General features: G+C 63.3%; 18 protein-coding genes. 9 read left to right on the plus strand and 9 right to left on the minus strand.

From position 1 onward, the window contains the following. The first annotated feature begins 89 nt into the window (after positions 1-89). Complete coding sequence (locus tag K1X12_RS09490; RefSeq protein ID WP_220987360.1) at positions 90-563, plus strand: DNA polymerase III subunit chi; 474 nt, start codon at positions 90-92, stop codon at positions 561-563. 187 nt (positions 564-750) lie between these two features. On the opposite strand, the gene K1X12_RS09495 is transcribed toward K1X12_RS09490, so the two are convergent. Beyond that, complete coding sequence (locus K1X12_RS09495) at positions 751-1,089, minus strand: zinc ribbon domain-containing protein YjdM (RefSeq protein ID WP_220987361.1); 339 nt, start codon at positions 1,087-1,089, stop codon at positions 751-753. Positions 1,090-1,244: 155 nt separating this feature from the next. Between K1X12_RS09495 and ndk the strand changes: the two genes are divergently transcribed. Then, positions 1,245-1,667: a nucleoside-diphosphate kinase gene (ndk, locus tag K1X12_RS09500; RefSeq protein ID WP_220987362.1), complete on the plus strand. Its 423-nt coding sequence runs from the start codon at positions 1,245-1,247 to the stop codon at positions 1,665-1,667. 195 nt (positions 1,668-1,862) lie between these two features. Here ndk and K1X12_RS09505 read toward each other — a convergent pair whose 3' ends face one another. Then, a complete protein-coding gene (locus K1X12_RS09505; RefSeq protein WP_220987363.1) occupies positions 1,863-2,576 on the minus strand; it encodes a DUF1003 domain-containing protein in 714 nt (237 codons plus the stop codon). A 204-nt stretch (positions 2,577-2,780) separates the two neighbouring features. Here K1X12_RS09505 and K1X12_RS09510 point away from each other — a divergent pair, with 204 nt between their 5' ends. Both K1X12_RS09510 and K1X12_RS09515 read left to right on the plus strand, forming a co-directional pair. Then, entirely contained in the window at positions 2,781-3,140 is a 360-nt protein-coding gene (locus K1X12_RS09510) for a hypothetical protein (RefSeq protein ID WP_220987364.1), read from the plus strand. After that, positions 3,140-3,568 carry a phage holin family protein gene (locus K1X12_RS09515; protein WP_220987365.1) on the plus strand — a complete coding sequence of 143 codons (429 nt, stop codon included), beginning with the start codon at positions 3,140-3,142 and terminating at the stop codon, positions 3,566-3,568. Before K1X12_RS09510 ends, K1X12_RS09515 begins: the two co-directional genes overlap by 1 nt. Here the strand turns inward: K1X12_RS09515 and K1X12_RS09520 are convergent. The 4 genes from K1X12_RS09520 to purM form a co-directional block, all read right to left on the minus strand. After that, positions 3,565-4,596: an NADP-dependent oxidoreductase gene (locus K1X12_RS09520; RefSeq protein ID WP_220987366.1), complete on the minus strand. Its 1,032-nt coding sequence runs from the start codon at positions 4,594-4,596 to the stop codon at positions 3,565-3,567. The two genes, K1X12_RS09515 and K1X12_RS09520, sit on opposite strands and share 4 nt — an antisense overlap. Continuing rightward, positions 4,593-4,907 carry a GNAT family N-acetyltransferase gene (locus tag K1X12_RS09525; RefSeq protein ID WP_220987367.1) on the minus strand — a complete coding sequence of 105 codons (315 nt, stop codon included), beginning with the start codon at positions 4,905-4,907 and terminating at the stop codon, positions 4,593-4,595. Before K1X12_RS09525 ends, K1X12_RS09520 begins: the two co-directional genes overlap by 4 nt. 238 nt (positions 4,908-5,145) lie before the next feature. Continuing rightward, on the minus strand, positions 5,146-5,730 hold the full coding sequence (gene purN, locus K1X12_RS09530) for a phosphoribosylglycinamide formyltransferase (RefSeq protein WP_220987368.1): 585 nt from the start codon (positions 5,728-5,730) through the stop codon (positions 5,146-5,148). Then, positions 5,727-6,755, minus strand: a complete 1,029-nt coding sequence (gene purM, locus K1X12_RS09535) for a phosphoribosylformylglycinamidine cyclo-ligase (protein ID WP_220987369.1) — start codon at positions 6,753-6,755, stop codon at positions 5,727-5,729. The genes purN and purM overlap by 4 nt, the downstream gene beginning before the upstream one ends. A gap of 144 nt (positions 6,756-6,899) precedes the next feature. Between purM and K1X12_RS09540 the strand changes: the two genes are divergently transcribed. From K1X12_RS09540 to K1X12_RS09555, 4 genes are all read left to right on the plus strand, one after another. Continuing rightward, positions 6,900-7,919 carry a hypothetical protein gene (locus K1X12_RS09540; protein WP_220987370.1) on the plus strand — a complete coding sequence of 340 codons (1,020 nt, stop codon included), beginning with the start codon at positions 6,900-6,902 and terminating at the stop codon, positions 7,917-7,919. A gap of 83 nt (positions 7,920-8,002) precedes the next feature. Beyond that, on the plus strand, positions 8,003-8,647 hold the full coding sequence (locus K1X12_RS09545) for a hypothetical protein (protein ID WP_220987371.1): 645 nt from the start codon (positions 8,003-8,005) through the stop codon (positions 8,645-8,647). A gap of 28 nt (positions 8,648-8,675) precedes the next feature. Further along, entirely contained in the window at positions 8,676-10,850 is a 2,175-nt protein-coding gene (locus K1X12_RS09550) for an RNA degradosome polyphosphate kinase (protein WP_220987372.1), read from the plus strand. Continuing rightward, on the plus strand, positions 10,847-12,334 hold the full coding sequence (locus tag K1X12_RS09555) for a Ppx/GppA phosphatase family protein (RefSeq protein ID WP_220987373.1): 1,488 nt from the start codon (positions 10,847-10,849) through the stop codon (positions 12,332-12,334). The genes K1X12_RS09550 and K1X12_RS09555 overlap by 4 nt, the downstream gene beginning before the upstream one ends. Before the next feature lie 6 nt (positions 12,335-12,340). Here K1X12_RS09555 and rnd read toward each other — a convergent pair whose 3' ends face one another. Further along, positions 12,341-13,507: a ribonuclease D gene (gene rnd / locus K1X12_RS09560; protein WP_220987374.1), complete on the minus strand. Its 1,167-nt coding sequence runs from the start codon at positions 13,505-13,507 to the stop codon at positions 12,341-12,343. 97 nt (positions 13,508-13,604) lie between these two features. On the opposite strand from rnd, the gene aspS reads away from it, so the two are divergent. Next, entirely contained in the window at positions 13,605-15,434 is a 1,830-nt protein-coding gene (gene aspS / locus K1X12_RS09565) for an aspartate--tRNA ligase (protein ID WP_220987375.1), read from the plus strand. Between the two features lie 89 nt (positions 15,435-15,523). Here aspS and K1X12_RS09570 read toward each other — a convergent pair whose 3' ends face one another. Then, positions 15,524-16,261, minus strand: a complete 738-nt coding sequence (locus tag K1X12_RS09570) for a pentapeptide repeat-containing protein (protein ID WP_220987376.1) — start codon at positions 16,259-16,261, stop codon at positions 15,524-15,526. Positions 16,262-16,421: 160 nt separating this feature from the next. Further along, entirely contained in the window at positions 16,422-18,692 is a 2,271-nt protein-coding gene (locus K1X12_RS09575; RefSeq protein WP_220987377.1) for a TSCPD domain-containing protein, read from the minus strand. Between the last annotated feature and the right edge of the window lies 1 nt (position 18,693).

The following is an 18,693-nucleotide window of genomic DNA, read 5'->3' on the forward strand; positions in this document are numbered from 1 at the left end:
TCAGGATGAGCTCTGGTGGGTTAAAGAGAGGCTCTAGAAGCTCATCCTGAGCGAAGTCGAAGGATGGGCGTGCGTGCACGGAGTGAGGATTGGCAGAACCAGCCCCCCCCGAATGGTGGTTCTACCATCTCTCGCGCACGGCGCTGGAAGAGGCCGCCGCGCCGCTGCTCCAGAAATGCCTTGAGGTCGGCTGGCGCGTGCTGGCGGTCTCTCCGCGGGCGGAGCGTCTGGCAAAGCTGGACGCCGCGCTCTGGACGTTCGACGACGCTTCCTTCCTGCCGCATGGCCAGGCCGATGCGCCGGGGCTGGATGCGGCCCGCCAGCCTGTCCTCCTCACCGCCAAACTCGCCAACGCCAACAGCGCCGACGCGCTCGTGCTGATGGATGGGATGGAAGCCCCCGTCGATGCAAGTTTCAAACGCTGCATGGTCATGTTCGAAGACGCCGACCACGGCGCCAGAGGCAAAGCCCGCGCCCAGTTCAAGGCCGCCAAAGATGCCGGCCTCGTGACGCGTTATTTTCAGCAGACGGATCGCGGCGGCTGGAAAGAGGCAGGCGTCTAACCGCCGCACAATCCCTCCGCCGTCGTCACCCTCGACGGGCGCAGCCCGTCACGCCACGTCATCCCGGTTTCGCCGGAGGCGAAGACCGGGATCCAGATAAGGCAATATCATTTGCCTGCGGATAGTTTCTGCGGCCAGGATCAGCTTGATTGAATGAAGGGGAGGAACGCGCGGCAGGGCGCTGCCCTCACCCCTTCTTCACAAACTCCGACTTCAGCCCCATCGCGCCGATGCCGTCGATCTTGCAGTCGATGTCGTGGTCGCCGTCCACAAGGCGGATGTTCTTCACCTTCGTGCCGCGCTTCACCACCAGCGACGAGCCCTTCACTTTCAGGTCCTTGATCACGGTCACCGTGTCGCCATCGGCCAGCACATTGCCGACCGAGTCCTTGACCACCTTTGCGCCTTCGTCTGCGGCTGCCTCGCCCGGCGCCCATTCATGCGCGCATTCCGGGCAGATCAGCAGCGGCCCGTCTTCATAGGTGTAGGCGGAGCCGCATTTCGGGCAGGGGGGCAAGTCGGACATGGGCAGGGGCTTTCAAGCAATAGGTGTCCGATCGCCCCTAAGCCTCCGGCGGCGGCACTGCAACCCTCGGTATGTCGCGGCTTGCCCCGGCGCGCAGGCGCCGCTATAGGCCGCGCAAATTCCCGCAAACATCAGACGACTACAGGAAGCCCCACATGGCCGCGCAGCGTACCTTTTCCATCATCAAGCCCGACGCCACCGAGCGTAACCTGACCGGCGCCATCAACGCCGTGATCGAGAAAGCCGGTCTGCGCATCGTCGGCCAGCGCCGCATCCAGATGACCCGCGCCCAGGCCGAGCGTTTCTACTCGGTTCACTCGGCACGCCCTTTCTTCGGCGAGCTGGTCGACTTCATGACCTCCGGCCCGGTGGTCGTTCAGGTTCTCGAAGGCGCTGACGCCGTTGCGAAATACCGCGAAGTGATGGGCGCCACCAACCCGGCCGACGCCGCCGAAGGCACCATCCGCAAGCTGTTCGCCAAGTCGATCGGTGAGAACTCGGTCCACGGTTCGGACTCGGCTGAAAACGCTGCTATCGAGATCGCTCAGTTCTTCTCTGAGTCTGACATCACCGCCTAAGCGCGGTTCGCCTCTCAGGCGAACTTCAAAGGCCGGAGCCGGGGTTGCCCGTCTCCGGCTTTTTTGTGCGCGCGCCCGATCCGATGTGATCCGATGCGTCCCGAAGTGTCCCTGAAGTGACCCAAATCGTCCTCAAGAGTCCCCAAAAAGACACGGTTTGACACGCAAAAGGATCAGGCGGGCCCTGTATGGCCCCTATTTGCGCGGCATGTCCCCGCGCGCGGCTTCCTCCAGCAATTCGATCTGAAGCCTTTGAATTGACGCCAGTCTTTCCCATTGCCGGTGCAGGTGCAGGTCGATTTTCTCGTGCAGGTGCCGGATTTCCAGCTCCGCCTTGAGGTTCACCTTGTAATCATTCTCCGAGCGCAGCCGGTCTTTCGCCTCCTGCCGGCGCTGGCTCATCATGATGATAGGCGCCTGCAACGCCGCAATACAGGAGAGCACTAAATTCAATAGAATGAAGGGGTAAGGGTCGAATGTCCGCAGCAGAAATCCTGTGGCGTTCACCGCCATCCATACTGCGAGGATGACGCAGAAAGTCAGGATAAACGTCCAGGACCCGCCAAACCGCGCCACTGCATCGGCGGCCCGCTCGCCCAGGCCGCGCGCGTCTTCCCAGGTCGCGTCCGGTTCGTCGGCCACCAGCGTCCCGGTCTCCAGGCTTTCCAGCACCTGCTCGTCCAGCGCTGTCAGCTCGCCGCGCTCTTTCTCCAGCAATCGCTCCAGATACACTCGCCGCATCCGGGCAATATCGGGCAGGCACACGCTCTGGTCGGGGCCAATCTCCGGCATCTGCGATTTCAGCGCCGCCTGCGTGCCCGGCGTCGCATCACACACGCGGCGGGTTTCCCCCTCGCCAAACGTGTTGCCGCAAACCGCGCAGGTCACAGTGCCCGTATCCTGTCCCATGAATCGCTCCCATCCGGCGTCAGACAGAAGGTCTAGCTTGGCGCGCCGGGGCAGGGCAACGCTGGCGCAGGCGCCGCCTGCGGCGCGTAATGGTTACCGCAAAGTGTGTAGCCAATTGGAATAATTCGCTGATTGCCCTTCATTACGGCACAATGGAATTCTGGTAACCGTAAAGATTATACGCCCGCGACCAATGGAATGATCATGTCTGAAGCCTCCCGCAGCAAGAAAAACGCGCCCGCCGCCACCGGCAATACTGCCGATCTGGAGGCCCGTCTGGCTGCGCTGCGTTCGGAGATCGACGGCATTCTCGAGGCCATGGCCGAGCAGGCAGATGCCGAAAAGGAAGAAGCCGCGAAGGTCACCGAAGAGGCGAAAACTGCCGCCGACGACATCGGCGAAGAAGTCCTTCGCGAAGCCCGCCGCGCGCTGAAGCAGATCCACAAGCAGGCCGCCTCGCTGGAAAAGACGCTGGGCGTGCAGACCCGGTCAAACCCGCTTCAATCGCTGCTGATCGCCTTCGGCCTCGGTTTCATCGTTTCGCTGCTGATGACGCGCCGTTGATGCTCTCGCTTCTTTCTTCTCTCCTGCAGAACCAGGTCGGCGCGCAGGTAAACCGCAGCCTCAAGGGCCTCGGCACGCTCGCCGTGGTCGCCGTGTTCCTGCTGACGGCTTATGTCGCTGCCGTTGTGGCGCTCGCCCTGTTCCTGGCGGAGCAGATGAGCCCCTGGGCCGCCACAGCCTTCGTCGCGCTCGGCTTTGCCGTGATGGGCGGCGCGCTGGTCCTCTTCCTGTCGCTGAAGGCCGAGGCCGACGAACGCGCCGAAGCCGCCGCCGCAAAGGCGCGCCAGGATACGCAGCAGCAATTCCTCTCCGCCCTCACAGGCAGCGAAGGCGGCGGCAAGCAGGCGATGGTCATCGCCGCAATCGCCGGTCTCGTCCTCTCCAGCCTGCTGGGCAAGGGCGAGGATGATGAGGAAGACGAGGACTAGTCCTCGCCCACCTTCACAACCCGGCGCCCGGTATTCTCGCCCCGGAAAAGGCCGCAGAAGGCTTCCGGCATCGCGGCAATGCCTTCGAACCGGTCTTCCTGAATCTTCAGTGTGCCGCCTGCGATCATTTTCGCCATGGTTTCAAGGGCTTGCGGGAATTCGCGCGCAAAGTCGAACACCACGAGCCCCTGCATGTTCACGCGGTGCGTGATGAAGGGTTTGGTGTTCACGATGCCCGGCGTTTCATCCGCCCTCAGATTATAATCGGCTACCTGTCCGGAGATGCAGATGCGCCCGTTGAGCGCCATCAGGGGCAGGGCGCGGTTCACCATCGCATTGCCCACATTGTCGAACAGGATGTCGATCCCCTTGGGAAACTCAGCGGCAATCGCGGCGGAGAGGTCGCTCGCAGTCTTGTAGTTGATGGCCGCGTCAAAGCCGGCCGTTTCCGTCAGCCAACGGCATTTCTCGTCGCTGCCCGCCACGCCGACTACCTTCGAAGCGCCCCAGGATTTGGCGAGCTGACCGGCGGTGGCGCCCACCGGGCCAGCCGCTGAAGTTACCAGCACAGCGTCGCCTTCCTTGAAGCGCGCCACATTCTTCATACCAAACCAGGCCGTCAGCCCCGGCACGCCCAGCACGCCGATCCACGCCGAAAGCGGCACGCCGGGAACATCCGCCACCTTGCCGATGAAGCCCTTGCCGGTCTGCATCGAATGGGTTTTCCAGCCGCCCGCGCAGAACACTTTCGTGCCCACTGGCCAGTCCGGATTGTTCGACGCATCGATCACGCCAACGCTGAAGCCATCGACCGCCTTGCCGAGCGGCAGGGCCGCTGCATAGCTGTCGCCGCCCGAAAGGCGCGAGCGCGTGCCCGGATCAACTGAGCACCAGACATGCGCAACCCGGAACTGCCCTTCGCTGGGCTCCGGCAGGGGCCGGCTTTCAAGGCGGAAGTCGGAAGGTTTCGGCGGCCCGTCGCAATATTGCGCCAGTACGACCTGCTGCATCTCGCGCGCGCCGCTCATGGGGTTTCTCCCGGTCCGATGGTGAACAGGTCTGCCCACTCGGGATGCTTGGCATATTGCCCGCGCACATAGGGGCAGACCGGCACGATCTTGAAGCCGTTGGTGCGCGCATCTTCCAGCATGAAGTTAAGCAGGGCGCCCGCGACGCCCCGTCCGCCCATGGCTTCGGGCACGCGGGTATGATTGGCGCTGATGATGCCGGGGCCGGGATAGGTGAACTCGATTTCGCCTTCAGCGGCGATGCCCTCGATGCGCGCAACATAGCGGCCCTTCAGCTCGCCATCCTCGCGTTTGATCACGATGTCGCTCAACCCGTTCCTCCCTGATCATTGCGGCGAGGTGACCTCGCACTGATTGCCGCTTCGGGGATAATGGCTGGGGGAAGTAGTGTCCATAATGGCGCGCCGGTGCGTCGACCGGCCAGTCTGCCAGCCTTCTGAACGGCTCATCCTGAGCGAAGTCGAAAGACGAGCCGGGGCGCAGGGCAGCTCGGCTTGGCCCATCCTTCGACTTCGCTCAGGATGAGCGTTGCCGTCGGTGGCCTGGGGTTCAGCCCCGCACGCGCTCGCAGGCGAGCGCGAGGGCGCGGGGGTAGAGCTTGTGCTCCTCCGGCAGCAGGCGGTCGGCGAGGCTCTCTGCTGTGTCGCCCGGCAGGATGGGAATGGCGGCCTGCGCGATGATCTCGCCTTCATCGACGCCTGCGCTCACCCAGTGAACCGTGCAGCCGACTTCCGTATCGCCTGCGTCGAGCGCGCGTTGATGGGTATCGAGGCCCTTGTATTTGGGCAGCAGCGAGGGGTGGATGTTGATCATCCGGCCCTGCCAGCGCGTCACGAACCAGGGCGTCAGCACGCGCATGAAGCCCGCCAGCGCGATGAGCTCGACGCCGGCATCGCTCAGCGCCTTGTCCATCTCCCGCTCAAACGCTTCGCGGTCCTTGCCGTAAAGCTTGTGGTCGATGGCCAGCACAGGCACGCCTGCATTGGCAGCCGTTTCCAGCCCCTTGGCGTCCGGCCGGTTGGACAGCACCAGAACGGGCTGCGCCGGAAACGCAGCGTCCTCAGCCGCCTTCAGCAGCGCTTCCATATTGGAGCCGCGCCCGGAAATCAGGATCGCCAGTTTCAGGCGGTTCATGCCTGGGCAAGCTCGCCAATGACGCGCGGGTCTTCACCGGCGGCTTTCAGCTCAGCGATCACACCGTCAGCGTCTGCCGGGCTCACCGCCAGCACGAGGCCGATGCCCATGTTGAAGGTGCGGTGCATCTCTTCCAGGTCCACCTGTCCGGCGTCCTGCAGCCACTGGAACACCGGGGGCGGCGTCCAGGCGGCGCGGTCGATGCGGGGCACGAGGCTATCTGGGCACATGCGCGGCGCGTTCTCAGTGATCCCGCCGCCAGTGATGTGGGCGAGACCCTTGAGTTTGCCGGCGCGGATCAACGGCATCACGATTGGCGCATAAAGGCGCGTCGGCGTCAGCAGGGCTTCGCCCAGCGTCTCGGAATTGGAGAAGGGCGAGGGACCGCCATAGAACAGGCCCTCACGCTCGACGATGCGGCGCACCAGCGAATAGCCGTTGGAATGCGGGCCGGAGGAGGCGATGCCGATCAGCACGTCGCCGCTCTGCATGTCGCCCATACGCGGCAGCACCTTGTCGCGGTCCACCGCGCCAACGACGAAACCTGCAAGATCGTAATGGCCCGGCGGGTACATGCCCGGCATTTCGGCCGTTTCGCCGCCCACAAGGGCGCAGCCGGAGCGGCGGCAGCCTTCCGCAATGCCGGAAATCACGGCCTCAGCGATGCCGCCTTCCAGCTTTCCGGTGGCGAAATAGTCCAGGAAAAACAGTGGCTCAGCGCCTTGCGCGAGCACATCATTGGCGCACATGGCGACCAGGTCGATGCCGACTGTGTTGTGAATGCCTGTCTCGAAGGCCAGCATCAGCTTGGTGCCGACGCCGTCTGTGCCCGATACGAGGATCGGATCATTGTAGCCAGCGGCCTTCAGATCGAAGAGGGCGCCAAACCCGCCGAGCCCGCCCATCACGCCCGCGCGGGCTGTGGCCTTCGCCATCGGCGAAATTGCATCAACGAGGCGCTCGCCTGCCTCAATATCGACACCGGCGTCGCGGTAAGACAGGGGCGTCTTGGACGGAGTGTTCATCGGATTCTAGCCCCTCAGATTGCCTGAATCGGCGCGTTAGCATGAGCAAGGGCCAAGTTCCAGTGAAGCTTCAGAAGTGAAGCAGCAGGTTTCCGCAGCCCGGATGGGTTGTTAGAAGGGAAACCGACAAGGAGTTCTGCCACGATGATTCGATGGGTACTTGCCGCCGCGTTCCTGATTTTCTCTGCAGCGCCGCTGGCTTTCGCCGACACACGCGATGTTTACACGATCCGCAATATTGAGGTGGATCAGCAGGCTGCGACTGTGATTCAGGCACGCGAAGCGGCCATGACGGCTGCACGTATCAGGGCTGCGCGCCTGCTGATCGAAAAGATCACGCTGGCATCCGATCGCGCTGCTGTCGGCGGGGTGTCCGTCGATGCGGCGCTTGCTGCACGCCTGACGGCTGCTGTGGACGTGCAGGAAGAAACCGCCGGCGCTGGCCGGTATGTGGGCAAACTGGCGGTCGTGCTGAACCCGCAGGCCGTGCGCGCGCACCTCACCTCGCTGAAACTGCCCTATCTCGACAGTCAGGCTCCGCTTGCGCTGATGATTCCGGTCACCAGCAGCGGCGCCACGGCTGACAGCTGGCGTCAGGCTTTCGGCGTTCGCAATGATGGCGCCCTGGTGCCCTACGTCACCGCTGTCGGTAATTTCTACAGCGCCTACAGCGCCTGGCCGGAAATCTCCGCTGAAGCTGTGCCCGCCAATGCCCGCCGCGCGCTGATCGCAGACCTGCAGGGCCGCGATGGCGCCTGGCGCGTCGTGGTTTCTGCTGTGACGGCTGCAGGCAACGAGCCGGTGGGCGCAACGCCGCCAGCCCCGACGCTGGAAGCGGCCGCGCTGGCTGTCTCGACGCTGCTGGGCGAAAGCTGGAAACAGGCCTCCATCGTCCGCGATGGCAGCCGCACGACGGTGGAAGCCTCTGTTCGCTACACGTCTCTGGCCGAATGGAGCACGCTGCGTGGCGCGCTCGCCCGCTCGCCACTGGTGTCGGATTTCCGCACCGAAGCCGTCGCCCGTGAAGGCGCTCTGGTGACCTTCGCTTATGCCGGCGACGAAAACCGCCTGCGCAGCGACCTTGTGCAGCGCGGCGTCAGCCTCGCGCGCGAGGAAGGCAAGCTCACCCTCCGTTCCGCCGTTTCGCAGACCGGTATCCAGTGACGCCAGCCGGTAGCGGATCGCAGGACGGTCCTTCCCAGCCATTGCTGGGTTTTCCCGCGCCGCAGGCGCAGTGGGAGAGCCTGTTGCTGGGAACGCCCAATGAAGCGGCTGTGCGTCTCGCCAGCCGTCCGGAGGCGTGGGCGACCCACGCTTTCTGCGTCACGGGGCCTGCGGCCAGCGGCCTCAGCTTTCTCGCGCAGGCATGGGCGGCGCGGTTCGGTGGCCGCTATTTCACCGCCGAGGCCTTCAGCGCGTTGAAGCTCGCCAATCTGGACGCGCTGGCGACCGGTGCTGTGGCACTGGACGATACAGACCAGATTTCGGCCCGGAAGGACGACCTCCTCCTGAGTTTCTACAATCTTATGGCCCAGCGCGGCGGTCGCCTGCTGCTCGTCTCCCATACCAGCCCCACCATATGGCGCACAGGCATTGCGGACCTGCGCTCTCGCCTCAATTCCATGCCGGTTGCGGAAATCGCGCAGCCTGACGAGGCCCATGTGCGGGCGCGTCTTGGGGCCGCAGCCGAGCGCCGCTTCATGAAACTGTCACCGGAGACGATCAATTACCTCGTGCCCCGTATTGACCTTTCCTATGAGGCAATTGAGACCCTGATGGAAAGGCTCAGCGCGGCGGTGAGCGTGGCCGGAAAGGCGCCGGGACTGGGACTTGCCCGTTCGGTGCTTGAAGGTTTGGATGAAGACGGCGAAGAAGACGAGGGCGCGGGCTGATCGCCACGTGCCGGAGCAGGGGTGACCGATGCCGGAAGGGCAGCAGCGCACAATCAAACAACTCATGGCATCGCCACAGCGGTTCCTGAACCGGGAGCTTTCCTGGCTTCAGTTCAATCAGCGGGTTCTGGATGAAGCCGACAATCCGGCGCATCCGTTGCTGGAACGCCTGCGCTTCCTGTCGATTTCGGCCAGCAACCTCGATGAGTTCGACATGGTGCGCTATGCGGGGTTGCGTGAGCAGGTGCGGGCGGGCGTGACCAAGCCGAGCCAGGATGGCCTGACGCCGGCCCAACAGGTGGCTGAAATCGAGACCGCCTCGCTGAAGCTGATCGCGGCGCAGCAGGACCAGTGGCGCAGACTTAAGGCGGAAATGGAGGCCGAAGGCATTTTTGTGCTCTCGCCGCAGGACCTTACCCGCAAAGAGAAAGTCGAGGTTGAGAATTACTTCAACAACAACATCTTCCCGATCCTGACGCCGCTGGCGGTCGATCCTGCGCATCCCTTTCCCTTCATCCCCAATCTTGGCTTCACCATCGCGTTCGATCTTGAATCGGAGACAGGCGGCGAGGGGCAGGTTGGCATTGTGCCGATGCCAACATTCGTGCGCCGGTTCATCCGCCTGCAGACGGGATCTAAGCCGGGCATCCGGTTCATTCCGCTGGAAGACGTAATCGGCATGTTCCTGAGCGCGCTGTTTCCAGGTTTCCGCGAAACCGGGCGATGCCTTTTCCGGATCGTGCGCGACAGCGATATCGAGATAGAGGAAGAATCCGAAGATCTGATCCGGGAATTTGAAGTCCTGCTGAAGCAGCGCCGACGGGGGCGTATCGTCCGACTGCGGATGCAGTCTAGCGCGCCGGAACAGCTGCGCAATTTTATCATGCGCGAAATGGGCGCGGAGTCTTCGGACATTGTTCTTTATGATGGCATCCTTGGGATGGCGCGCCTTTCCGAGCTGATCGTTGACGACAAGCCGGGGCTGTTGTTCCCGGCTTATGAGCCGCGATACCCGGAACGAATCCGCGAAATGGGCGGCGACATCTTCGCTGCCGTGCGCGCCAAGGACATTCTCGTCCACCATCCCTTCGAGAGTTTCGATGTGGTGGTGGAGTTTGTGCGCCAGGCTGCGGCGGACCCGCAGGTGGTGGCCATCAAGCAGACGCTTTACCGCACGACCGTGAACTCCCCGATCGTGGGAGCACTGATTGAGGCGGCAGAGTCCGGCAAAACCGTGACGGCGCTGGTCGAGATCAAGGCCCGCTTCGATGAAGAGGCAAACCTGCGCCTGGCGCGGGACCTGGAGCGCGCGGGTGTGCAGGTCGTTTACGGCTTCATTGAATATAAGACACACGCCAAGGTTTCCCTAGTCGTTCGCCGCGAAGGCAATGAGCTTCGGACGTACACGCATTATGGCACCGGGAACTATCACCCGATCAATGCGCGGGTATATACGGACCTTTCGCTGTTCACAGCCGACCCTGCCCTGGGGCGGGATGCCAACCGCCTGTTCAACTATGTGACCGCCTATAAGGAGCCACCGGAAGTGCCGCCGGCCTTTGAGACGATCGCGATGTCTCCGGTGAACCTCAAGCAACAGCTGATCGAGATGATCGAGGCAGAGGCGCAGGCCGCCAAGAAGGGCAAGCCGAGCGGTATCTGGGCGAAGATGAATGCGCTGGTCGATCCCGATGTGATCGATGCACTCTACAAGGCGAGCCAGGCAGGCGTGCAGATCGCGCTCGCCGTTCGCGGTATCTGCTGCTTGCGGCCCGGCATTCCGGGCATGTCTGAAAATATCACTGTAAAGAGCATCGTCGGTCGTTTTCTGGAACATTCCCGCATGGTGTGTTTCGCAAATGGGGAGGCGCTGCCCTCGCCGAATGCAAAGGTGTTCCTGTCTTCGGCAGACTGGATGCCGCGCAATCTTACCCGGCGTGTTGAAGTGCTCGTGCCTGCCACGAACCCAACCGTTCATCGCCAGATCGTGAACCAGATCATGGTTGCCAACCTGAATGACGAAAGCCAGACTTGGCTGATGCACTCGGATGGCACCTATGAGCGCTTCCACAGCGCGGACCCCGAAACTGCTTTCTCAGCCCACGGATACTTTATGGACAATCCAAGCCTTTCAGGCCGGGGCAGCGCGCTGGAGGTCAGCCTTCCGCCGCGCCTTTCCTATCGTGAGACCCATCCGAAATGAGTTTTCCCCGGTCCAAGCTGGTGGGTATTATCGACATCGGGTCCAACTCGGTGCGCCTCGTCATTTGTGAAGTGATGGGCGCCTCGATCCTGCAGAACTTCAATGAGAAGGTCATGGCAGGGCTCGGAGAGGGGTTGCCGAAGAATGGGCATCTTTCGAAGAAAGGCGTGGAGGCTGCGCTGAGCGCGCTCAGCCGTTACCGCGCCATCCTGCGCGCGCTGAATGTCGAGACATGGCAGGCTGTGGCAACGGCAGCCGTTCGCGTCGCCAGCGATGGGCCGGAATTTCTCAAGCATGCCGGCAAGGTGCTTGGGCGCCCCGTGCGGCTGCTCAGCGGTGAAGACGAGGCGCGGCTTTCTTCGCGCGGGGTTGATCTCAGCATCCACAATCCGACCGGCCTGATCGGCGATCTTGGCGGCTCCAGCCTTGAACTGAAGCGGATCGGCCAGGAGAATGGTCCGGAAGAGGGCGAAAGCCTGATGCTCGGGCCGTTGGCGCTGGGTGATGTGGTCAATGATCCGAAGGAACTACGCAAACGCATCCGCGAGGCCCTCGCCGCCAGCGCCGTTATGCAGGGAACCAAGGGGCGTTTCTACGCTGTCGGCGGCGCCTGGCGCGCCTTTGGCCGCCTAGTGATGGAGCTGGAGCGGTACCCACTGCATGTGCTTCAGGGCTTCCAGATCAATGAGGGGCAAGTGGTACGAGCGGCCAAACTTTGCGTCGACTCCTACACCAATGCAAACGCGCGCCAGCAATTGGAAGTGATCGACAAGAAGCGCGCCAAGCATCTGCCGATGGCAGCCATGCTGATGGAAGAAATCCTCTCCCACAGCGCGCTGGAAAGCGTCATCGTTTCGGCCACTGGCGTGCGTGAAGGTGTTTTGCACGACCTGTTGAATATGCAGCTCGATGATCCGCTGACGGATGGGATAGTTGCCTATGCGCGGCTGGACCATAACCAGATCGCATTCGGGCGCGCGCTGCACAACTTCATCGCGCCAGCGCTACTCGCGCAAACCGATCTGTTCGGCTCGCCCGATGCCGATGTCCGGATTGAGAAGGCGGCCTGTATGATGGCGGACAGTGCTGGCCGTTTCCATCCCGATCACCGTGCCGAGATGGCCTATGACCAGGCCTTGCGCGCGCCCTATCTGGGCGTCACCCATCCCGAGCGCGCGATGATCGCGCACGCGATCGGGTGCCGCTATGAAAAGGACTTCAAGCGCCCCTCAGAGCATATCATCCTGACGACCGAGCCGCAGGCCGAGCGCGCCAAGCAGATTGGCCTGCTGATGCGGCTGGGGGCTGTGTTTTCCGGGAGGTCTGGCCCGATCCTGCAGCGTGCGTCCTTGCGGCGCAAGGGCGATGTGCTGACGCTGGAAGTGGGCCGCAAAGATCAGGATCTGCTGTCCGACACGGTGCAGCGGCGCCTCTCTCAGGCGGCAAGCGTGTTGCGGGTGAGGCCGGCGACGGCGGTGCGCTAGCGCCGCTTACACATCGAACAGGCGAACCTGTCCGCCCTCGAACGAAACAGCCAGCTTGCCGGACAGCAACGCAATCGCGCGCTTGCCGAACATCTCATAGCGCCATCCGGTCATTGCGGGGATGTCCGTGGTCGTCTCGCCGCGGGCGATGCGATCGATGTCTGCCGAGTTGGCGATCAGGCGCGGAACAACATTGTTCTCGTCGGAGACGTGTTTCAACAGGACTTTCAGAAGCTCCGGCGCGCCGGCGGGGATCTGGGGGTTCTGAACGGGGCGGCCCATCTCAGGTGCGAATGCATCGGGGTTGGCCAGTGCGTCGCGGATGGCGTCCACGAGGCCGTGACCATGCTTGGAGCGGACAAAGCCGTTGGGAACCGCGCGCAGCTGGTTGAACTCGTCTTCGGTGCGCGGCTTCTGCGCGGCGATTTCCTGGATTGCGTCGTCCTTGAGGATGCGGCGGCGAGGCTTGTCCAGCTCCTGCGCCGTGCGCTCGCGCCAGGCGGCCACGGCAACCACGACGGCGGCATAATCTTTCTTCGGCATACGCAGTTTGAGGCGCTGCCAGGCATTCATCGGGTCGGTGTCGTAGGTAGCCGGGTCTTCAAGCTCGGCCATCTCCTCGCGTACCCAATTGAGGCGGTCGGTCTTCTCCAGCTCGTCCCGCATCTTCTGATAAGCGTCGCGCAGATGGGTCACGTCGCCCAGCGCGTAGACAAGCTGTTTCTGGCTCAGCGGGCGGCGCATCCAGTCGGTAAACTGGCTCGATTTGTCGATCTGCTTACGCAGGACACGCTGGATCAGGTTGTCGTAAGAGATCGAATCACCGAAGCCGAGCGCCATCGCGGCGACCTGCGTATCGAAGATCGGGCCGGGCGGATGGCCGATCAGCCGGTTGAAAATCTCGATGTCCTGACGGGCTGCGTGAAACACCTTCAGCTGCTTGTCCGAGGCGATCAGGTTCAGGAACGGCCCGATGTCCAGATCTTCCGCGCGTGGGTCGATCAGGCCCTCAACCCCCGGTGCAGAGGCCTGAATCAGGCACAGTTCCGGCCAATAGGTTGTTTCCCGGTGGAACTCGGTGTCCACGCAGATAAACTCGGATTCGGAGAGCGCGCCGCACAGATCTTCGAGCGCCGACTGCTCTGTGATGGGGGTCAGGGTGTTGTCAGTCATCCCCTGAGCGCTTATCGCACCAGCTTGACAAAGGCGAGGGGGTCTGTGCCCTACGCCGCTTCTTTCTGTTTGACCGATTTTCCGGAGTTTTCGCCCGATGCACGCCTATCGCACCCATACCTGCGGGGAGTTGCGCAAGTCCCATGTGGGAGAAACCGTCAAGATTTCAGGCTGGCTGCACCGCCGCCGGGACCATGGCGGCGTCATGTTCATTGACCTGCGCGACCATTACGGCCTGACGCAGATCGTGTTCAATCCGGGCTCTGCGGGCTTCGCCACGGTTGAGCGCCTGCGGGCCGAGAGCGTCATCACGGTTGAGGGCAAGGTGGTTGCCCGCGACGCCGAGCTGGTTAACACGAACCTTGGCACGGGCGAGATTGAGGTGGTCGGCGCGGCGGTTTCGGTCCAGTCGGAAGCCGCTGAGCTGCCGATGCCGGTGTTTGGCGACCATTCCTATCCCGAAGAGATCCGCCTGAAGCACCGCTACCTGGACCTGCGGCGGGAGCAGCTGCACAAGAACATGATCCTGCGCAGCCAGGTGATCGCCAGCCTGCGCCGCCGCATGGTGGCCGAGGGTTTCACCGAATACCAGACGCCGATCCTGACGGCTTCCAGCCCGGAAGGCGCGCGCGACTTCCTGGTGCCGAGCCGCCTGCATCCGGGTGAGTTTTATGCGCTGCCGCAGGCGCCCCAGCAGTTCAAGCAGCTGCTGATGGTGTCGGGCTTTGACCGCTATTTCCAGATTGCGCCGTGTTTCCGCGATGAAGACGCCCGCGCAGACCGCTCACCCGGCGAGTTCTACCAGCTCGATATCGAGATGAGCTTCGTGACGCAGGAAGACGTGTTCGGCTCCATCGAGCCGGTCATGCGCGGCGTGTTCGAAGAATTCGCAGACTGGGAAGGCAAGGGTCGCAAGGTCGCCGAAGGCCCGTTCCCGCACATTCCTTACGCCGAAGCGATGCTGAAATACGGCGTCGACAAGCCGGACCTGCGCAACCCGATCATCTGCTCGGATGTCTCCGACATCATGCTGCGCGATGACGTGACGCTGGGCGTGTTCAAGAAGATCGTTGGCGGCGGCGGTATCGTGCGCGCCATTCCGGCGCCAAATTCGGGCGAGCAGCCGCGTTCGTTCTTCGACAAGATGGACGCCTGGGCGAAGAAGGAAATGCAGGCGCCGGGCCTCGGCTATATGCGCTTCGTGGAAGAGAATGGTGCGCTGACGGCAACCGGCCCGATCGCGAAATTCTTCGAGCCGGCGGCGCTGGCTGCGCTGGCAGAAAAAGCCGGCGTGAAGGCGGGCGACGCCCTGTTCTTCTCCGCTGGCGACAAGACCGCCGCTGTACGCCTCCAGGGACAGGCGCGTATCCGCGTGGGCGAAGAACTCGGCCTCATCGAGCCGGGCATCTTCCGCTTCTGCTGGATCGTCGATTTCCCGATGTATGAATGGGACGAAGACAACAAGAAGGTGGATTTCAGCCACAACCCGTTCTCGATGCCCCAGGGCGGCATGGAAGCGCTGCTGGCAGCAGACACGGTCGAGAAACAGCTGGACCTCAAGGCGTTCCAGTATGACATCGTGTGTAACGGCGTGGAGCTGTCTTCCGGCGCGATCCGGAACCACCGCCCGGAAGTGATGCTGAAAGCCTTCGAATTGGCCGGGTATGGCCCGGAAGTGGTCGAGGCGAAGTTTGGCGGTATGCTGAACGCATTCCGCTTTGGCGCCCCGCCGCATGGTGGCATCGCGCCGGGTGTGGACCGTATCGTGATGCTGTTGGCGGAAACCGAAAGCCTGCGCGACGTGATCCTGTTCCCGATGAACCAGCAGGCCCGCGACCTGCTGATGGGCGCGCCGAGCCCGGTGGACGAGCGCCAGCTGAAGGAGCTCAACATCCGCCTGGCGCCGGTGGTGAAGCCGCAAGGCTAAGCCACTGCCTCAGGGCAGCGCTCAAAAACAAACCGCCGGGTGTTGAGCCCGGCGGTTTTTGTTTTGTGGCTTCAATGTCTGGAAGAAGCTCAGTCCGCCTCGTCGAACTCAGCGCCCGCGCACATCGGCAGGGACATATTCGCAGGCAGGCGGGTGGTGAGCGATCCGCAAGCGCCGGCGAAGTCCGCCGTCTCGGCGCCGGTAACGCCCGTCAGGTCAGCGCCCGGCAGGCGCGCATCGCGGAACGAAGCCTGGGAAAGGTCGGCCCCGGTGAAGCTCACAGCCGTCAGATTTGCACCATTGAACACCGCGCCGCGCAGGGTGGCCCGGTCCATCACGGCGTCGGTGCAGTTTGCGCCGGACAGGTCGGCGGTATCGAGGCGGGAAAACAGCAGGGTGGCGCCCTGGAAGTTCACACCGATCAGCTTTGCACGCTCGAGGTTGGCACCTTCCATGCGGGCGCGGCTGAAATCCGCGCCGGAGGCGAGTACGTTCTGCATGCGGGCATTGTTCAGGACTGCATCTGCAAGGCGGCCGCTGGTCAGATCTGCGCCGCGCAGATCTGCGCCTGTGATGTTGGCACGCTGCAGGTTCACAGCCGTCGCCCGGACACCGCGCATGAACGCATAATCGAAGCGCGCGCCGGAATAATTGGCACCGTTCAGCGTCCAGCCAGTGAGGTTTTTGCCAGAGAGGTCGCAATCAGCGCAGGAGCCACCATAGCTGGGGGACCAAGCGACCGGCTGGCTTTGTGCCAGGGCGGTGTTGGCAAACATAGCCGCAATGAGACCGGCTAGAGAAATGAGACGCTTCTGTGGCGTAAACATGTGACTTGGATAATGGCAATTCCGAAAAGTCTAAACTGAACAAACAGTAAGAAGTGTAAAAGCCCGGTAACTGTTGCAGGCGTGCAATATGTTCTGACGCAGCGGCATGGTTAACCGCCCCGCATTTTGCGGGCTTCAAAGGCAGAATTCGCCTGGCGCGCTACTGGCTGGCGCGGCTTTCCTCGCCACAGGTGTCGCACGCATGCAGGCCGCCGGGCGTGGCTTCATACAGCGTGAATGACCCGCAAGCCGGGCAGGCCTGGTTGAGATAGGCTGGGGTCAGGTCGGTTGCTTCGCTTTCCGTTTCCCCTTCCTTCCCTTCCTCCGCTTCCTCGGTCGATTTTTCGCCGCGGCGTGCGCCCAGGATCACGATATTGTCCGGCAACTGCCCGCGCGAGAAACCGCGAGAGATCAGCTGCGCGGCCTCCCCGGTGAAGGCGGCGGCCTGCTGCTCGGCGCGTGTCGCGTCGCCGGCGCCCCGGCCAAGGCCGTCATGGGTAACATCGGCTTCCGCCAGATCTTCCCGGGCGAGGTAGGACACAGCAAGTTCCCGGAAGATATAATCCAGGATCGAAGTTGCCCGCGTGATCCGGTCGTTACCGGTCACTTCGCCAGCCGGTTCGAACCGGGTGAAGACGAAGGCATCGACATACTCTTCCAGCGGCACGCCATATTGCAGGCCGAGCGAAACAGAGATGGCGAAGTTGTTCATCAGGCTGCGGAAGGCGGCGCCTTCCTTGTGCATGTCGATGAAGATTTCGCCGAGGCTGCCATCATCGAATTCGCCGGTGTGCAGGTAGACCTTGTGGCCGCCAACGGTCGCTTTCTGGATGTAGCCTTTGCGGCGGTCGGGCAGGCGGATGCGGCGGACGGGCGGGCCGGACTCCGTCAGCGCCGGCATTGGGGGCAGCGCCTCGGAATCTTCGACGATTTCGTCTGCCAGGGAAATGATCTGCTCCATCCGCTCGCGCACATCTTCCGATGGCGGGGTGCGGTGGCCGGTCAGCAGAACAGAAAGGCCGGCCGCCATTGTCGACTCGGCCATCTTCAGGCTTTCGGTGGCGGGCACGCGCAGCATCGTCAGCCCGTTCAGCACTTTGGCGACGGCGGAGGAAAAGCGTAGCTCCGCGTCCATCGAAACCGTGAGTGGCAGGTCGGCGCTCGCAAGCGCCTTGCCGGCTATGTCTTCCACCGCGCCGTCGATTGCGGCTTCTGCGGCGGCAATATCTTTCTTCGAGAACCCGACCGCAGAGAGCAGCGCACGGCCATCGGAGTCGAAGCGCTCAGGTGGAAGGCGAAGGTCATTCGAGATGATCTCGTCGCCCAGAACCCAGCGGGAGAAGGCCGCATTCAGGGGCAGGCCATCGCCAATCGCGCGGGTCACGCGCTCGATCGCTTCGTCCGTGAAGCCCCGGTCGCGCAAGCGGACGCGGCCAAGGGCTGCATCGAGATCCTGCTCGCCAGCGCGGGCGAGACGGTCCAGCAAGACAGGCAATTGCTCCGGTGCGCGGCGGGCCATGCCAAGGCGGGCGGCGCGGCTGAGTGCAGGCGTTTCTTCGCCATAGGCCAGCACCGTGCGCACGGGCGCAGCGCCTTCGCTTTCGCAATCGGGTAGCAGGTTGGCGAGATCAGTCAGTGGCAGGATCGCCACCTGGCAGCCGCGGCGCCCGCTCGCCTTGATCGCTTCAAGACCCAGCACGCGGGCCTGCGCTGCCGGGAAGGCGGCGCCAGTCGCAGCAGAGCGGACCAGCGCTGTGATGGCTGCGCCAGCGGCAATGCCGGCGTCGGAGGCGTAGTCGAGGCCGAGCGACATGACCGCCGCGCCAAGGCCGGCAATCGCCAGCACGCCATCGCCCAGCGCGCGGGCGGCAGCATCGGCCGAAGATGTCAGGTATTCCGCTTCCAGCCCGCCCGGGCCGATGGCGACAGCCACATCGATCACGCGGCAGCGCGTGCCTGCATCCGGCAATGCAGACTGTGACAGGTGGATCTCGGCGCCCTCATCCAGGGCGGCTTCAAGCGCTGCGCTGAGGGCGTGATCCAGATGGCCGGTCTCGAACACGCCGGGGCGCGGTGAGGGGGTGCTGACGGCGGCTGCACGCAACGCTGCAGCCGTTTTCTGGATACCGCCCGGCTGGCGCAGAGCTTCTTCCAGAACGTCTTGCGGCAGGCCGGCGGCGATCGTTTCTGCAAGCTCTGCATTGCGGGGCGCTTCACCGAGGCGTTCAAGCATTTCAGCGGTCGCGAGCTGTGACACGCCGAGAAGGTTTGCAGCGGACCAGGCGGAGCGAACCTGCTCGAGCGCCTGCGGCGTCAACGGCTTCAGCGCGCGCCCGGCTGAGCGGACGATGTCCCGCATCCGCACCTCGCGCGAGATCAGGCCGTCTTCTTCTGCCGCTTCCAGGATTTCCGCATGCGATTTGACTGCCATC

It is taken from the genome of Hyphomonas sediminis, from assembly GCF_019679475.1.
Taxonomy (GTDB): Bacteria; Pseudomonadota; Alphaproteobacteria; order Caulobacterales; family Hyphomonadaceae; genus Hyphomonas; species Hyphomonas sediminis.

Coding starts and splice junctions, on each gene's coding strand:
- K1X12_RS09520 (WP_220987366.1), bottom strand. CDS start 4,596: ATGAGCGGCGCGCGCGAGATGCAGCAGGTCGTACTGGCGCAATATTGC.
- K1X12_RS09555 (WP_220987373.1), top strand. CDS start 10,847: ATGAGTTTTCCCCGGTCCAAGCTGGTGGGTATTATCGACATCGGGTCC.
- purM (WP_220987369.1), bottom strand. CDS start 6,755: ATGAACACTCCGTCCAAGACGCCCCTGTCTTACCGCGACGCCGGTGTC.
- K1X12_RS09515 (WP_220987365.1), top strand. CDS start 3,140: ATGCTCTCGCTTCTTTCTTCTCTCCTGCAGAACCAGGTCGGCGCGCAG.
- K1X12_RS09540 (WP_220987370.1), top strand. CDS start 6,900: ATGATTCGATGGGTACTTGCCGCCGCGTTCCTGATTTTCTCTGCAGCG.
- K1X12_RS09550 (WP_220987372.1), top strand. CDS start 8,676: ATGCCGGAAGGGCAGCAGCGCACAATCAAACAACTCATGGCATCGCCA.
- K1X12_RS09505 (WP_220987363.1), bottom strand. CDS start 2,576: ATGGGACAGGATACGGGCACTGTGACCTGCGCGGTTTGCGGCAACACG.
- K1X12_RS09575 (WP_220987377.1), bottom strand. CDS start 18,692: ATGGCAGTCAAATCGCATGCGGAAATCCTGGAAGCGGCAGAAGAAGAC.
- rnd (WP_220987374.1), bottom strand. CDS start 13,507: ATGACTGACAACACCCTGACCCCCATCACAGAGCAGTCGGCGCTCGAA.
- K1X12_RS09570 (WP_220987376.1), bottom strand. CDS start 16,261: ATGTTTACGCCACAGAAGCGTCTCATTTCTCTAGCCGGTCTCATTGCG.
- purN (WP_220987368.1), bottom strand. CDS start 5,730: ATGAACCGCCTGAAACTGGCGATCCTGATTTCCGGGCGCGGCTCCAAT.
- K1X12_RS09510 (WP_220987364.1), top strand. CDS start 2,781: ATGTCTGAAGCCTCCCGCAGCAAGAAAAACGCGCCCGCCGCCACCGGC.
- K1X12_RS09495 (WP_220987361.1), bottom strand. CDS start 1,089: ATGTCCGACTTGCCCCCCTGCCCGAAATGCGGCTCCGCCTACACCTAT.
- ndk (WP_220987362.1), top strand. CDS start 1,245: ATGGCCGCGCAGCGTACCTTTTCCATCATCAAGCCCGACGCCACCGAG.
- aspS (WP_220987375.1), top strand. CDS start 13,605: ATGCACGCCTATCGCACCCATACCTGCGGGGAGTTGCGCAAGTCCCAT.